This window comes from Candidatus Poribacteria bacterium (assembly GCA_028820845.1).
Lineage (GTDB): Bacteria > Poribacteria > WGA-4E > WGA-4E > WGA-3G > WGA-3G.
The window spans coordinates 71,009-87,362 of sequence record JAPPII010000013.1 but is presented as its reverse complement, the minus strand read 5'-3'; the positions used below and the strand labels follow the sequence as shown (position 1 = coordinate 87,362).

The 16,354-nt window shown below is 47.8% G+C and carries 13 protein-coding genes and 1 pseudogene; 10 read left to right on the top strand and 4 right to left on the bottom strand.

The window, feature by feature from the left end; all coding sequences use genetic code 11:
* Window positions 1-4: 4 nt before the first annotated feature.
* The 3 genes from OXN25_03425 to OXN25_03415 form a co-directional block, all read right to left on the bottom strand.
* Entirely contained in the window at window positions 5-1,453 is a 1,449-nt protein-coding gene (locus tag OXN25_03425) for a sulfatase-like hydrolase/transferase (protein ID MDE0423903.1), read from the bottom strand.
* Between the two features lie 25 nt (window positions 1,454-1,478).
* Window positions 1,479-1,748, bottom strand: coding sequence for a hypothetical protein (locus OXN25_03420; GenBank protein ID MDE0423902.1), 270 nt, complete (start codon window positions 1,746-1,748; stop codon window positions 1,479-1,481).
* A gap of 197 nt (window positions 1,749-1,945) precedes the next feature.
* Window positions 1,946-3,373, bottom strand: coding sequence for a hypothetical protein (locus OXN25_03415; GenBank protein ID MDE0423901.1), 1,428 nt, complete (start codon window positions 3,371-3,373; stop codon window positions 1,946-1,948).
* Between the two features lie 245 nt (window positions 3,374-3,618).
* Here OXN25_03415 and OXN25_03410 point away from each other — a divergent pair, with 245 nt between their 5' ends.
* From OXN25_03410 to OXN25_03375, 8 genes are all read left to right on the top strand, one after another.
* Window positions 3,619-4,239, top strand: coding sequence for a YceI family protein (locus tag OXN25_03410; protein MDE0423900.1), 621 nt, complete (start codon window positions 3,619-3,621; stop codon window positions 4,237-4,239).
* 77 nt (window positions 4,240-4,316) lie between these two features.
* Window positions 4,317-5,222 carry a hypothetical protein gene (locus OXN25_03405; protein MDE0423899.1) on the top strand — a complete coding sequence of 302 codons (906 nt, stop codon included), beginning with the start codon at window positions 4,317-4,319 and terminating at the stop codon, window positions 5,220-5,222.
* 155 nt (window positions 5,223-5,377) lie between these two features.
* Window positions 5,378-9,463, top strand: coding sequence for a YCF48-related protein (locus tag OXN25_03400; GenBank protein MDE0423898.1), 4,086 nt, complete (start codon window positions 5,378-5,380; stop codon window positions 9,461-9,463).
* A 13-nt stretch (window positions 9,464-9,476) separates the two neighbouring features.
* Entirely contained in the window at window positions 9,477-9,671 is a 195-nt protein-coding gene (locus OXN25_03395; GenBank protein MDE0423897.1) for a hypothetical protein, read from the top strand.
* A 48-nt stretch (window positions 9,672-9,719) separates the two neighbouring features.
* Complete coding sequence (locus tag OXN25_03390) at window positions 9,720-10,697, top strand: DNA cytosine methyltransferase (GenBank protein ID MDE0423896.1); 978 nt, start codon at window positions 9,720-9,722, stop codon at window positions 10,695-10,697.
* The gene (locus OXN25_03385) at window positions 10,697-11,758 is read left to right on the top strand and encodes a HaeII family restriction endonuclease (GenBank protein MDE0423895.1); all 1,062 of its coding nucleotides are present in this window, start codon (window positions 10,697-10,699) and stop codon (window positions 11,756-11,758) included. The genes OXN25_03390 and OXN25_03385 overlap by 1 nt, the downstream gene beginning before the upstream one ends.
* A gap of 327 nt (window positions 11,759-12,085) precedes the next feature.
* Entirely contained in the window at window positions 12,086-13,066 is a 981-nt protein-coding gene (locus tag OXN25_03380) for a VWA domain-containing protein (protein ID MDE0423894.1), read from the top strand.
* Between the two features lie 365 nt (window positions 13,067-13,431).
* A complete protein-coding gene (locus OXN25_03375) occupies window positions 13,432-14,712 on the top strand; it encodes a cytochrome-c peroxidase (protein MDE0423893.1) in 1,281 nt (426 codons plus the stop codon).
* A gap of 38 nt (window positions 14,713-14,750) precedes the next feature.
* Here the strand turns inward: OXN25_03375 and OXN25_03370 are convergent.
* A pseudogene (locus OXN25_03370) lies at window positions 14,751-14,837 on the bottom strand (DNA adenine methylase).
* A gap of 478 nt (window positions 14,838-15,315) precedes the next feature.
* Here OXN25_03370 and OXN25_03365 point away from each other — a divergent pair.
* Window positions 15,316-15,585, top strand: coding sequence for a hypothetical protein (locus tag OXN25_03365; GenBank protein ID MDE0423892.1), 270 nt, complete (start codon window positions 15,316-15,318; stop codon window positions 15,583-15,585).
* Window positions 15,586-15,895: 310 nt separating this feature from the next.
* Window positions 15,896-16,219, top strand: coding sequence for a hypothetical protein (locus OXN25_03360; protein ID MDE0423891.1), 324 nt, complete (start codon window positions 15,896-15,898; stop codon window positions 16,217-16,219).
* Window positions 16,220-16,354: the final 135 nt, after the last annotated feature.

Below are 16,354 nucleotides of genomic sequence, written 5' to 3'. Positions count from 1 at the left end.
GGTTTTACATCGGTCCGACCCGCCGCGGTCCTATGTCCATAGCGAACATAGATGCATCAAAATTTCGTTTTAGCAATTCCATTTTGACCTCCTGTTTCGCAGGTATATGCCAGAGGTTGTTAAACTCGTCGGGGTCATCAATCAGGTCGTAGAGCTCGCCTTCATCGTGTCCGTGATAAACCACCACTTTGTAGTGCTTATCCCGGTACATAGTTGCGAGAGAGTGATCGGGCAGATCAACAGCGTCGTAATATTCGCATCGAACAAAGTCGCGATGGTGGTTCGGAGCCGCCTCGCCTCTCAGTATCGGTAGTAGCGAACGTCCGTGCATCTCTTCAGGCACCGTTAAACCTGCTAACTCCAAGAGGGTCGGTGCTTTATCAACGAGTTCAACGAGTGCGTCGCTTCTGAGACCGCTTGCAAACTGCCCCTGCCATGCGAAAATCAGTGGTACCCTAACCAGACCTTCATAAAACCGGCAGCCTTTTTGTATAAGTCCGTGGTCGCCGAGTGTCTCGCCATGGTCGCTTGTGAAAATGATAACCGTGTTCTCCCGCTGCCCTGTCTCTTCTAACGTATCAAGAATCCTGCCCAACTGTTCATCAATCAGTTGAATCATGGCATAGTAAGCGGCTTTGAGGGTTTTGGCATCCCTTGCGCCGACTGCCTCCGCTTCCTGACGTGGGGTCTGTGGCAAAATTGGGCTACGGATGTCTAATTCGTCTGGTGTCCGCACTTTGGACTGAAAATCAACTGCTTGTAACCGGGTCTGTTGTTCAAGATCGCTGTCTCGGAAGAGCGGTTTTGGCATTTCCGTAGGATTAAACCGTTCGCGATGCGTCTGTGGTGGATTGAACGGTGGGTGCGGGTCGTAGATGTTGACGCTCGCGAGCCACGGACACTCCCGCTCCTCACGAATGAATTCAATCGTTTTCTCGGCACACCAGGTCGTCTGATGCAATTCTGCGGGTACGCCTTCCGGATTCCGATTCAACTCACCGAGTATATAGCCTTTTGAACGAACCCAATCGGCGTAATCGTGTCCCTGTTCCCAATCATCACGGGGTGCGTGGCTGTATTGCCAGTAACGGTAGCCATCGTCCGTGCGCGGTTCCACACGACCATAAGCACTTGCGAGGTGGAGTTTGCCAATAAGCCCACAATCGTAACCGATGTCTGCAAGGGCGCGCGTCACAAGTGGATACGTCCCCGGATAGAAGTCGTTTCCGTTGCGATTGGCGTGTGTTGCGCTCGGGTACATACCGGTGAGAAAACTCGCTCGACTCGGTGTACAGATAGGACTTTGACAATAGGCATGCGTGAAGGCGACACCATCCGCTACTAAGCTATCAACGTGCGGAGTCGATACATACGGATTGCCCAATGCACCGATTGTGTCGTATCGTTGCTGATCTGTGCAAACCCAGAGAATATTCGGGGTATTAGTAGCCATATATCAGCCTTTGCGTTTCTGCAGATTAGAGAAAGAAACTCTTGATAAATGCAGCAAGGGCGATGAGCGTTGGGGTGAGCCACGCAGCATGCTTCCAAAAGCGCGCTGTAGACGCACGTTCCCCGTGTTGGATCGCGACAAGTTCTAACATTTTATCAAGTTTAACTTCAATACGATCCATGCGCGTTTCAAGGCGGTCCTGGCGGTTCTCTAATGCTTCAAACCGTTGAGACATTATCCTATCTTGTGCATCGAATCGCTGAGACATTATCTCTTTCAGTTCTTCTACTGTCATGAGAAACTCTTAATGTGCATCGCATGCTATTTAGTCGTCGCGCTAAATCCGGTCTCTTTAACAATATTTGCCAGGTCAGCGGCACTAACAGTATTTTTACGGACTTTAATGATTGCCTGGTCAGGGAGAGAAACTTCAACACTGATAACGTTTTGGTGATGCGAAAGTGCATCCTGCACTTTTGCGACGCAAGCCCCTCACGTCATACCCGTCACAACCAAAGCGACATCTTCGCTACCGGCTGGCTCAATCGGCACGGACATAAAGGCGTTCAGCAATTTTCCAGAAGCTGTGTCAAATACTCGGATTTTTCCATCAAAACCGCCTGTAGCGAGTTGCGTACCATCGGGATGGAAAGAAACAGCAAAAACAGCAACAGCATCCCCCTGCAGTGTAGCGAGACGTTTCCCATCAGTTACGTTATAAACACGAGTTTCACCACTGGCACATCCAGTAGCAAGCTGATTTCCGTCTGCTGAAAATGCGACACTCTCAATGGATCCCGATTGTGCTTCATAGGCTTGAATGAGGTTAAAATCGGTATTGCCGACATCTCTTCGGATTTCGCGAAAAATTCTGTAGAGGCGTGGTATTCGGTCTTCGCCACCGCTCAAAACTTGATCTTCGGTCGGATGCCGTGCGATGGTATTAATTTCGCCATAGCCTTTGTTACTGGAGTTGATGTCATCAACAAAAGAACCTGTATCGACCTCCACCAATTTGAGAGCAGTATCACGTCCACAGCTCACAAAATGTGATCCATCCGTGGAAAAAACCGTACCGAAAACCCAATCGCTGTGGTTGTCGAATTTAACGAGTTCTTTTTCGTCTGGAATAGATAACACACGCACAGTTTTATCAGAGCACCCAAAGGCGATACGGCTGGCATCTGGTGAGAAAGAGAGTCCATAGACAGTATCATAACTCGAACGCAGTGCTTTGATGAGAGTCTTCGTTGCGGTATCCCATAATTGCACTTCGCCAAACTGCCCCGGAGAGCCCCCTGCAACTCCCAATATCTTTCCATCTGCTGTATACATCAGCGATTGTATGCGATGTGCTTTACCGACCAAGCGCGCTTTAAGTTCAAAGTTGGTTGCGTCATACAATAAAACTTCACGGAATCCTGATACTGCAAGGGTACTACCATCGGGTGAATATGCAAGAGCCGAAACCACAGGCGGTACTGTGTAAGTCGGATAGTTTCCGTCCCCGAGAGCATCAATTTCGGTGGGTGTATCGTCGTGTGCGCCTTCAAGAATCCAACGGCGGAACAGTTCGACCTCTTCAGCGGAGAGCGGTTCCATGTTCTGTGGCATCGCTGGTTCGTCGCCAGAGATAAGTGTAATAAGGAGACTTTCATCAGGTTTCCCTGGGATGATTGCCTCTCCTGCCATGCCACCGTGCTTGAGATCGGCGTAGGTCGTCACAATCAGGTCGCCGTTCGGATCACCGGGGTGATGACAGCCTTGACAACTCCGCTTGAGAATCGGGACAATCTCTGAGTGATAACTGACTGCTGAGCCGCCCCCATGATTGTCCGCTGCTACCAAAGGGCTCCACACGACAAAACAGAGTAGATAGACCGCTAAATGCATAATAAACGCTGATTTCAATTTCTTCATGTTTCCTGAAATCCTCCCAGCCGTTACAATACCGTTCTATAGCGAATTGTGCAAGAAAATGCCACAATTAACATATTTTTCAACAATTATACTACAATTTCACAATGAAATTCAAGAAAAATCTTGCCCCCAATATTTCCTATTGACATCTCTTGCGAATTGCGCTATACTTCTTTTGCCTGATACAAGGTAATACACTTTACTATGAAACTTAATCACTAAACGAATTGAAGGAGATTTTTTCAATGAAAACAGACTTAGGACGCACCCGACAGATTTCCTATATCAGAGGTCTTGTTTTAGCTTTACTCATCACTGGTTTTACTGGCATCACACAACTTTCAGATGCAGCGGATACTTATGAAATAGACACGGCACACTCAATGATACTTTTCCGTGCAAAACATAACGGTATCACTTACAACTACGGTAGATTTAACGAGTTCACCGGCAAAATCACAATGGATGAAACCGATATATCCAAAAGCATGGTAGAATTTGAAGTAAAAACAGCGAGTGTTGACACTGCCAACGAAAAACGCGACCAGCACCTGAGAAGTCCTGACTTTTTCAGTGCGAAGCAGTTTCCCGTTATCACCTTCAAAAGCACAAAGGTAAATACGAAGGAAGGCGAAGAAGACATGCTGGAGGTCACAGGCGATTTGGAGGTACTCGGTGTTAAAAAATCTATCACAGTAGATGTCGCAATTACAGGAAAAGGCAAAGGGAGACAAGGCGAATCTCTGATCGGATTTGAAAGCGTCTTTACGATTAACCGCAGCGAATTCGGAATGACCTACGGCGTTGGCGGACCTGTCAGCGACGACATTCGTCTTATTGTCACCATCGAAGCGAAGCAAAAATAGACAGATACAACCCGATTTACTGTTGGCGCGCTTAAAGCGCGCGCCACTCCCACGCAGCAAACGAAAGGGGATCAGCGATGTTACTAATTAAACAACTTTTTTTCGGTCTACTCCTACCGGCGATGGTCGGTGGTGGGATTTTCGTCATCGCGAGATCTCTTTCCCCTAAAGCTTATGCAACTGCTCGATACGAAAAAGAACAAGACGGATTGGCAGGTTGGCTTATCGCTGCCGCACTGGGTGTTGGCTACATAGTTGGGTACCTCGGCTTAGAAAGGTTGCCAGCCTTTCCACCTAAGTTAGGCACCCATTGGCTCTGCTATCTTGCGATCATTGGTTTGATTGTTGGGAGGTTTTGGCATCGTGCCGTGTGGGGCCCGATAGCACAGATAGCAATCTCTATTATTATTCCGCGTCTCCTTCTAACTGCAACATTTAAACATACGTGGGGCCCCATTGAAGGGATTATCTGGTGGGTGTGCCTCGCTGTCGTTATTTTCATTATCTGGCATCTCGTGGAACAGAGTTTTAGTGCGTTACCCTCTGGTGCATCCGCCCCGTTTGTCTACTTTGGACTCTCTGGAGGGACTGCCTTGATTCTGGCACTTTCAGGAAGCCTACGATTGGCACAACATGGCGGGATCTTGGCGGCACTGTTCGCAGCGAGTTGGATCCTTACGCTCAGTCTACAGCGGGACAGGAAGCGGTTGGTTTTTCCGCGCGGTGCTTCGCCGGTCGTGACCCTCCTACTTATTGGCATCTGGATGAATGGTTACTTTTTTGCGGAAGTGCCAGCAATAAGCACTATTTTGTTGGTGATTTCACCACTGTTGGCACAAGTTGGGCGGATAGAAGAAGTTCGGGAACTTGGTGGGTGGCGTTCTAAGCTTGCCCAAATAGCAGCTGTTGCCCTCCCAGTCGTTATAGCTATAGGTATTGCTGTTATCCGTTCTGGTTTCTTCGGGGACAACAGCGGTTATTAATCAGCGAACAAACAACCATAGCAGTTTGTCTAAATATTTAAGGATGATTTTGTAAATCGTAGCACCTTCGGAGAGAAGCGGTTCGTTTTGCATTGTAAATAAAGAGTTGATCACCCTCTCGGTTGAAATAAAAGAACAAACATTTGGAGGCAAAAATGGGTTTGGTACGCAATTTAAACTTTCCTATCATAGCATTTCTGCTTGGCATCTTGATCTTGTTCAACGGTTGTGTGAAGATGGAAGCGACCCGGAAAGCGGATTGGGAGACACACTTCACAGACTTGCACTTCGTCAATCATAAACTCGGATGGATCGTCGGAGAACAAGGACTGATCATCCACACCGCAGATAGCGGTAAAACGTGGCAGCAACAAGAAATTGATACAACAAGCGTTGGATATCGCATGCCCGATGCTTCCTTAGACTTCAAGGCGGTCTACTTTACCAATGCAAACTACGGATGGGCGGTCGGTGATGAAGGGTTAATTGCGACAACCGACGATGGCGGCAAACATTGGACCTTACAACGGAGCGGCACTTCAGCGATGCTCCTCGATGTCTATTTTGCTAATTCAAAAGAAGGTTGGATTGTTGGAGAAGATTCGGACGTTCTTTATACCAAAAACGGCGGAAAAGAGTGGAAACGTTACGAGTACGTCAGCGAGTTTATGCTCAATGGTGTCTGGTTCGTTGATGATTCAAGAGGGTGGGTCGTCGGTACCCATGATAGGATTTTCCATACCCAAACAGGGGGTGAGACGTGGCGAGAACAGAGCAATCGCTTTGAAGGTGAACGCGATCGGATGATCAACGACAACAAACAGGTCTTCTTCGTGAGCGATAATGAAGGTTGGATTGTCGGCAGCGATGGCTCCATCTTTCATACAACCACGGGTGGTATAAACTGGGAACGTCAAGACAGTCGTATTCCACTTATTAACGGACACGTCCGAGATACCATCAATAGCATTCATTTCACAGATGAAAACTATGGGGTCGCTGTAGCGGATGTCGGCTTTATTACGCGTACCCAAGATGGTGGCGACAACTGGCAATTGATGGACAGTGGTACTGAAAATAATTTGACAGGTATCCAGTTCACTACACCCACAGAGGCATGGGCAGTTGGCTGGTATGGGACTATTCTTCGGACAACGGATGCCGGTGCGACCTGGGAGATGACCAGCGGCACGACTGCCAACGATCTACAGAATGTCCAGTTCACGAACGCAAATCGCGCCATCGCAGTCGGTAGGCGCGGGACAATGGCAGTGAGTGAGGATGGGGGTCAGACATGGAACGAAATTGAGACAGATATTTGGGATGGTATTTGGAACATCTATTTCGCGACCGACAAACATGGTTGGGCAGTCGGTGAACGCGGACTTGTGGTCCATACCAACGATGGCGGTCTCAACTGGGAACGTCAGCGTAGCAATTCGGCATTCACGCTCCGTTCTGTCCACTTTATTAGCCCTCAAGTCGGTTGGACTGTCGGAGACATGGGAAGCATTTTACACACAATTGACGGTGGGCAAACGTGGCTTCCGCAGACTGCCGTTGGCGATTTCCTCTCCCTTATGCTGAAGGGGGTATTTTTCCTTGACGACAAAAAGGGCTGGGCTATCGGATGGCCGGGGGTTTGTCTGGCGACTGAGGATGGCGGTCTCAGCTGGACGCAGCAGGATACTGGTACTTTCAACGAACTCTACGCTGTCTACTTCACAGACGAAAATACAGGATGGATTGTTGGACAGTTCGGGGAGATTCTGCATACAAAGAACGGCGGCAAAAAGTGGCGTTTCCAACGCAGTCGGACACAAGAGAACCTAAACAAACTCTATTTTGCCGATGCACAGCACGGATTAATCGTCGGTGATAACGGGGTGATGCTCACGACTGTCAATGGTGGCGAAAAATGGGAACTTCAAGAGAGCGGTACGGATAACGACCTCTACGGGTTAGCGTTATCCCCGGATGGCGTTGTAGCAGTCGGCAAGGGTGGAATCGCGATGCGTTACTCTGTTGAAGAGGCAGAATTGCCAGCGAAATTGCCACCAGTTGCCGAAGAGACAGAGGTTATTGTAACTGCTGAAGAAGATACCCCTATTGAACCTATTGTCTACCATTGGAATATCCTCCGACAGGCAACATGGAGAACTGACTTTACGGATGTCCACTTTATAGATGCCCAAAACGGATGGGCGGTCGGTTCGGACGGTGCAATCGCACACACCACAGATGGCGGAAAAACATGGCTCCCCCAACATAGTGGGGTCAGTGAAAATTTGCGAGACGTAGAGTTTGTTGATGAGAAACATGGACGCGTCCTCGGAAACGGCCTGCTACTCCAGACGCAAGACGGCGGTGAAACGTGGAAACCGATTCTCCAAGCAACCAAACAGAACTTACCACGCGTTAGCACAATGTACTTCCTAAATGCCGATGAAGGCTGGCTCGGTGGCACCATTGGGCAATTCTTGCATACAACCGATGGTGGCAAAACGTGGAAAATCCAAAAAACGGGAACCACTTTGGCGAACATCACCGACATTCATTTCATCAATAGTCAGGTTGGATGGGCAGTCACGCCGCAACGTCGAGATGGCGGGTTTATCCTCCACACTGTTGACGGCGGTGATTATTGGAAGATTCAGGCGAAGACAAACCAACCCGGTGTTGCTGTCTACTTTGCTGACGAAAACAGCGGCTGGGTGGTACTGGGGAACGGTAACTCTTTATTGACGGAAGACGGTGGCGAAACGTGGAGACTGCAAACCGCGACTCGAAGCACAAGCGGCTTGCGCCGTATCACCTTCCGCTCTAATACAGAGGCTTATGCACTCGGTGGTGGCGGTGCTTATGTTACTGAGGATCAGGGGTTGACTTGGAAAGCTGTTCCTATTGATACGGGAGAAAATGCAGCCGATAATATGGTCGCTATGGAAGAATTCAACCCGTTTTTACCCGAAGGAGCCGAGTTAGAATTCGAGGAAACAGAAGCAGCGGAAGAAGCGGCTGAAGAAGGACCGACGTTAACCTACGACGAGACACCAGAAGAAATTCAGAATCGGCTGCGGGCGCAGTGGCAACGTCCGGGACGGCTTGTTCCCGAGGGTGAACTCCCACCCAACGCCGAACGTGCTACACCGTCACCGGAATCCGCACAGCAACAACCGCCACCCCCACCGCAACCCGAAGGCCGCAGAAGGGGAAGGGGGAGTCGCCGAGTCGCCAGTGTGTATTTCCTTGATGCAGAACTTGCATGGGCGGTCGGCAGTGGCGGTAGTATTTTCCACACGACAGATGGTGGACAGACGTGGGAACGTCAACTCGGCGAAGCGGAACGTAACGACTTCCGAGAAGTCCTCTTCTACGACGACAAAAACGGTTGGATAGCTGGAGATGGTGGCGTTTTATTGGAAACCCAAGACGGTGGAGAGACGTGGGATTCACTTCCAAGCCGAACGCGTCAACGCTTGATCGGTATACACTTCGCCAGTCTCGAACCGAAATGGGGCTGGACGATGCAACGCGATGGAACTGTTCTCTACACGACAGACGGTGCAGCGTGGACAGCAGGCGACACCCCCGAACAACCGCCATTTATGGAAGGCGATTCGCCGGGGACATTCTCGCTGAACGATGTCGATTTCGGTAAGTTTTCTGAAGGGTGGGCGGTCGGTAGACTCGGATACATTATCCACAACAAAGACGGAGGTCCGACGTGGACACCTCAGCGCACAACTGCAAACGACACCCTTACGGATGTAGATATGAAATTCGCGCCGCTCGGGTGGTCGGTCGGACAAGCCGGGGTGACCCAACGCACCATCAATGGTGGTGAGTACTGGCGGCTCCACGAAACGAAAATTAAGTATGATCTCAATGCCGTCTCATTTATTGCGAAACGGACTGGCTGGGCGGCTGGTGAGGCTGGTATTGTCCTAAAAACGACGGATGGCGGCTTCAATTGGGAGCCGAAAACAACTGGCATTAATAAAACGCTCCACGGTATCCTCGCCCTCTCTGAAAAGGAAATTTATGCGGTCGGTGAAGAGGGTATAATTATCCGCTCGACCGATGGTGGCGAAACGTGGGAACAGGAACACACCGATATTGATAACCACCTCTATGTTATTACGCGTGCCAAAGATGGTAAAGCGTTGTGGGTTGTTGGACAATGGGGTGTCGTCCTCCGCCGGACGTTAGAGACACAGGAACAGATGTCCATGCGGTAATATGGAGGCGTGTATGTCATCTATTGCAGCCAGAACTTATCTGACCCCGGAAGAATACCTCGCCTTTGAACGCAAGGCGACGCTGAGTTTGCGTGACATCTACAACAGCGTTGAAATAAAATACAAACAAGACTTACGTAAAATTACAAAATTACGCCCGCAGTGCGGTTTCCTAACCGCACTGATCACGGAATTGCGTAAGTCGTAACAAAGAAGGCTTGATACAATCAATCAGATATGTTACACTCCATGCATAATGAACGACTTTAACTTCATCGACCTCTTTGCCGGCATAGGCGGGATTCGCATTCCGTTTGAGAAGTTAGGTGGAACATGTGTGTTCAGTTCTGAATGGGATAAATACGCCCAGCAGACTTATTCGCATAATTTCGGGGAAACACCTGCTGGTGATATTACCAAAATCAACGAAATTGACATTCCAGACCACGATATTCTATTGGCAGGTTTCCCGTGTCAGCCTTTCAGCATTATTGGGGATAAACAAGGCTTTGAAGACACGCGTGGCACACTGTTTTTCGACATCGTTCGGATTTTGAAGCAGAAACAGCCGAGTGCGTTCCTTCTTGAAAATGTTAAGCAGCTGCTCACACATGACAAGGGACAAACCTTCGCGGTTATACAAGAACAATTATCACGATTAGGTTACACTACTTACCACAAGGTGTTGAATGCGCTTGACTTTGGATTGCCACAGAAGCGAGAACGGATTTTCATCATCGGGTTTCGTGAACCTATAGCATTTGATTTTCCGAAACCTATCGGCGCGTATAAACCGCTTTCAGAGGTACTGGAACCTGACGAAGGCGTTGAACCGAGTTTATTTGCATCAGAACGTATCCAAAGATCGCGACGCGAGAAGTGTAAAGGCACACCCTTCTTCCCCTCTATCTGGCACGAAAACAAAGGTGGTAATATCTCGGTGTTACCCTTTTCGTGCGCACTAAGAGCGGGTGCCTCTTATAACTATCTTCTGGTAAACGGCATCAGGCGACCCTCTGGCAGGGAATTGCTGCGTCTACAAGGGTTTCCTGAAGACTTCGAGATTGTAGGGAATATGATGCAAATTAGAAAACAGACTGGAAATAGCGTCGCCATTCCTGTCGTTCAAGCGATTGCTGAAAAAATGTTGAAGGCATTGCAAGAACGTAAACCAATGATACTACCTGAGGAACAATTGCTTCTTTTTGAAAATAGAATCAATGCTTATGTTTAATGGAGAATAAAACAGCCAAAGACCATCTTGACACTGTTATCAGAAAAGCCAGAGTTCATTTTTACAAACCGATACAAATTGCAGAGATACTTCATAGAGATAGGATTGAGAAAGACATTGACCTCGGGGATTTAGAAACCTACCGAACGCCTTCAAGAAAATGGCGAGATGCGATTTCTCGTAGGTTTATCGGACGGATCTCTACATCAAGCGCAAGGTACCAAGACGACCTTTTTAATCCCAACGCTATACCACCATCAGTTTTAGTACAACTGGGAAAGATAAATCGAAGCAGCAACGGGGCAGTTGAGGCTTATATCTATACAGCGTTAAGAGACCGACTTTCCCAAATGTCATCGGGTTTATCTGCTGTTGTACAAGCAGATAGCGACTCTTTTGAACTAAGGAACTTCATAGATAGTTTTACGCGGAATCCCGGACTCTCACGAAGCATTGACAAGATATTCGAGATTGTAGTTTATGCCCTATTTTCCACGCTGTTGGAAGTCCTTGATGTCAAAATCGGGGTGCAAATTAACAATATTAATGATACGATTCTAAACGAGTTCTCTGATTTCACCGAAAAGGTTCTGGGATTGTCTGAAGATACACTGGAGATATATCAAGCAGCTAAAGTTTATCGAGTAGGTGTCACTAACGCGGCGGACAGAGGCCTTGATATGTGGGCAAACTTCGGGGTTGCTATTCAGATAAAACACATATCTCTCACACCGGCAACCGTGGAGGACATAAGTAGCGCGATTTCTGCCGATCGGATAATTATCGTCTGTAAGGAATCTGAAAAAGATATCCTCGTATCTGTCTTGAAACAATTTGGCAGTGCCAGTCGAATTCAGAGCGTAATAACCGAGGATGAACTCGATGAGTGGTATGAAAAAGCCTTGCGTGGGCAGTCGTCTGGGTTAATTGGTGGTAAGATATTACAAAAACTCGCAAACGAGATAAAGGTTGAGTTCCCTTCAACTACCTCAGAATTTGATGATTTTTTCAATACGCGTGGTTACCACCATTTCGCGTTTGTAGACTTTTGGCAAATTTAGATTTCTTAAAAGACAGGACTTACGCAAAATTGGATCAGAACGCCCATTTTGATATGATGAAGGCACTTTCTATCAGGGTTCGGTGCGGTTAGAAACCGCACCTACCAGGGGAGTGCGTAAGTCCTGAAAAGATAAACAAAAATGTAGCCTAAAACGTAGCGGAAGGGTTTTTGCGAATCAACACGGGATTTGGTCTGGGAATAGACCAAATCCATTCCTTGTATTACATTTGCGCGTGTGGCATTCCGTGGGGTGTTTCTTCAGATCTACGGAGAGGATCGTTGTTCATTCAATTCGCCTGACCGAACCGCAAGGAAAAATTAAAAAATGAAATCAAAATCCAGTAAAGCTTTACTCATCTCAGTTCTATTACACTTCGGTGCTGGAGTGCTTGGATTCTTCTACTGGTTCGGTACGAACCCGCAGCGAAACACCGACAGCATCAACGCGCTGCTGATCGCGGAAGAAAAGCCGAAAGTTAGGCGCGTGCAACGGCGAAAACGCGTACAAATGACCCAGAAAAGGACCCGCGATACCAACCAACCGCGACTGAAAATCCTTACGAGTAACCAACCTGCTACGACTCGTGGGGTCGTTTCCGCTGCAGAACCAGCACCCTTCCAACCGTTCGATATGGATAATTTAGGGGAACCCGTTGGACCCACAACAACAACGGTTGAATTTGACAATACGCCACGTGTGCAAAGGGTTGTTGAACGTCCTTCCAGGAAACGACCGAAGACCCAAGAACGTCCCAAAAGTAGGTTAGTGCGGTTCATTGAGGCACAAGAGGGTCCCCAGCGTATCGTCTACTGCATCGATCTCTCTACGAGCATGCAAAACCTTCCACCGCACAAACTCAAGCGAGTCATAGACCTCATGCGAGATTCACTCACCTTCCTTGAATCTCACGACAGTTTCAATATCGTAGCATTTAGTGCGGAATTGGTTGTCTACCAAGAAGGTTTCATTCCCGTAGATGAAGAGACGGTTGCAGCCTCGTCGAACTATCTCGCTAACATCCAATCTCATATCTATACAGACGGCACCGACCACGATATGCTAACGGCGTTGACAGAAATCGCAAAGACTGCACCCACGATTGTTGTCCTCTTTAGCGATGGTATTCCCACGACAATCGAAGGTCCCGATCTCACGCTCGTCGGTCAACACGCTGCGGGGAATGGACGTATTTTCGCGATGGGGACTGGAATGGCACCTAATTTCCCGGGGGCAGTGATGCTGAAGCAGCTCGCCACCGTCAGCAAAGGCGACCTCTGGCTGGTTGACAGAAGTAGAATGAGATAAAAGGGAAAAAGTGTTTGTGTTTATCATAGGACTTACGCAGGATGCTCTTTTGTAGCATGATTCACGTCGCATAAATCAACGGTATGAATGCCTGATGGCATTCCCCGGGGGCGAGTACGCCGCAAACCTGTTAGGTTGTGTCTTCCAAACGTTTATGTGTGTATAGGAATTTCCATCTCACAGAATGCATGACTGCCAAAATTGCGTAAGTCCTATATCATTGCAACACGGATTAAACAACGCGTGGCGTAAAAGTAGCAACATGAGTTAGATTAACAAGTGAGATAATGCACCCTAGTCAAGGCACACACTGTCTGCAAGCATGGACTTATGCTCCGTAGCAATGAATATTAAAGGAGAAAAATATGCTGTTTGATCCTAACAGAGTGTTAGTTGTCCTCACCTTTTGTTTATGCAGCCTGCCTCTACTCTTTATAGGATGCGACGAGGCAAACCCAGGAACAGTACTCTCTCAAATTGAATCCGCTACACAAACTCCCGACCTCTTTAGCCAAGAAGAATGGGAAGTCATAAGGAGCTTATCTCCTCTACCCGATAAACCACCACCGAATCCTACCAATTACGTCGCCGATGATCCTAACGCTGCACGCTTAGGTCAGAAGTTTTTCTTTGACTTCCGATTTTCAAAACACAGCACGATTGCTTGTTCAACATGCCATTCGCCATTTTACGCATTCGCAGATATTGAATCAACTTCATTCGCTACCGGCCGCGGTACAAGAAATACACCGACCGTGCTTAATGCCGCCTATAATACTTGGCAACTCTGGGATGGTAGGTCGGAGACGATGTGGACACAAGCACTCTTTGCCCTTGAAGGTGAAAGTGAAATGGCTGGTACACGCACTCAGTACGCGCATGTCATCAATGAACACTATAAAACCGAATATGAAGCGGTGTTTGGTCGGCTCCCCGAACTCGAAGATATCACCCGCTTTCCAACTGACGGTAAACCCGGAGACCCCGCGTTCGATGGCATGTCAGAAGCAGATCAGATCGCTGTGAACATCATCTTCTCAAACATCGGTAAGGCAGTTGAGGCATACCAACGCCTTTTAATTACCCCCGATGCACCATTTGATCGGTATATCGCAGGTGATGAGACAGCAATCTCGGCTGAGGCGAAGCGCGGCTTGAAAGTATTCATCGGCAAAGGCGGTTGTGTTGACTGTCATAATACACCGAGATTTACGGACAATGCATTTCATAACATCGGCATTCCACAAGACGGTTTGACAGAAGACAAAGGACGATTTCAAGGGATCCCGAAACTCTTAGCGAATATATTCAACAGTGCGGGTATCTATAGCGATTCCAGAGAATCGTCTGAAGAGATGCTGCGTCTTCTGGAAACGAAACCTGAGGATCAAGGCGCGTTCAGAACACCGACGTTGCGAAACTTTGCGATAACGGCACCTTATTTCCATACCGGTGAATTTCCAACACTTGAATCGGTGATCGCATTTAAGAATGCTGGCGGTCTCACCAACGGATTTCCGGGTATAGGTAGTGTGCCGATAGAACCCCTTCATCTCAGCGAACAGGAACAAAGTGATTTGATTGCGTTCTTAAAAACATTGACAGGCGAATTACCGCCCGCACATTTGCTTACAAAACCCAGATAGGACGGATTTCCAAATCCCGACCGCTTTCAATAATTTTTGTTCATCGGAATCAGCGGCAGAATCTGTTTCAATGCCCTTGATTTACCACCAGGGTACCGAAGCGGACTTTTTGCTAATTTAGGCATGACGATCTGTTACCCATATTTGTAGTCTGTGATTTTGACTCGCTTCTTGATTAAGCACGACAAGTCTTTTTTGATACGTTTGGGTGATGATTCGCCTCAAAAAATAGTTAGTTTTAAGGTGAAGTATAGCAGAAGTCGCTTGAAAAAACACGCGACTTCTGTTTTTCTGCCAGAGCCATTCAATTCTTCTGTAGGAGGGAACTCCGATTACCGACACATTCTTGTAGCGGCAAACTTTCAACTCGCGATGCCCTCGCAAAAATACGCAAAAAATCCGACAATTGAATGGCCCTGAGGGAACGCTATAAATTTTTGACAGAAAGTTGAAAATATGCGATAATATTCACGAAGACACTCGAAAATCGCAGTGTTTGTATCATTTCAACAGACTCCGTGCCGAAGCCAGCATCATGAAGGGCAGCCCAAACGCTGTCCTGCTGGCAGGCGAACTGAAAATACAGAGCCAAACGGAGAAAAAATGAATCAAGAAAAATTTGAAGAACTCCTGTTAGCTCAACTCTCTGAAATCGGTAACAGGATGTCGTCTATGGATGAGCGGATGTCATCTATGGAAAACAGGATAGATGAGCGGATGTCATCTATGGAAAACAGGCTCTCATCGCTGGAGCAAAGTATGGCATGGGTGCGCGGGAAACTCGAAGGACGGGGCGAATTCTGGGCGGACATCAAGTCTTGGGTTGCCCTCGTTGTTGCTGTCGCAGCGATCATTTTTGCGTGGTTGAAATAATGGCAATTTGCACACATCGCAAGGAGGGGCATCGTAACCGTTGGGAATTGAATTATCGGGTCGCTCATAGTGCTGTAGAAACCCTTATGTCTTCTGCTTTTAGCCCTCTGTTTATCTCTTTATCGCCTTTAACAATTATAAACGTCGCTCATAGAAAAGTCGTTTATCAAGGTATGTAGGGTAAGGCTTCCAAAGAAAGGTACGCCTTGAAAAGGAAAAGTATCTTGATTGCGAGATTGAAACATCTGCTTCTGGTTAAGGATTATGGGTCGGGAATGAATTGAAAAGGAAAAGTATCTCGATTGCGAGATTGAAACATGCATCATTGGGAATCCATGCATTGGATAACAACGAATACGCCGCCCCAGCTTTTCAGGCGTTGACCCAATCCCAAACTAAGACATTAGAGAGTTTGGAGAAATTATCTCCCAGTGCGCAACCTGTCCAAGGAACTATGGCTACACCCCAACTCGCCGGAATTCTGGAGAGATTGACGGTCGCATTGGAAGGACTTCAGCAGCCCACACATATTGCAGATGCCAACGCACTCGTTGAAGTCTTAGGGAAACTCGCCATCGCACACCAGCCCCCGCCGGAGCAAAAGGCAATTACAGGTGAAACCGATGACCGCTGATTGCTGACTGCTAACAAATCCTGCAAATCCTTCACCCCTGATAAGTCGGAGCACCCTCTCGGACCACAGCCTAACAGGCTATAGTACACAGGACTTACGCAAGTAGCATAAGTTGTTGGTTTGCTGTTACTCAAA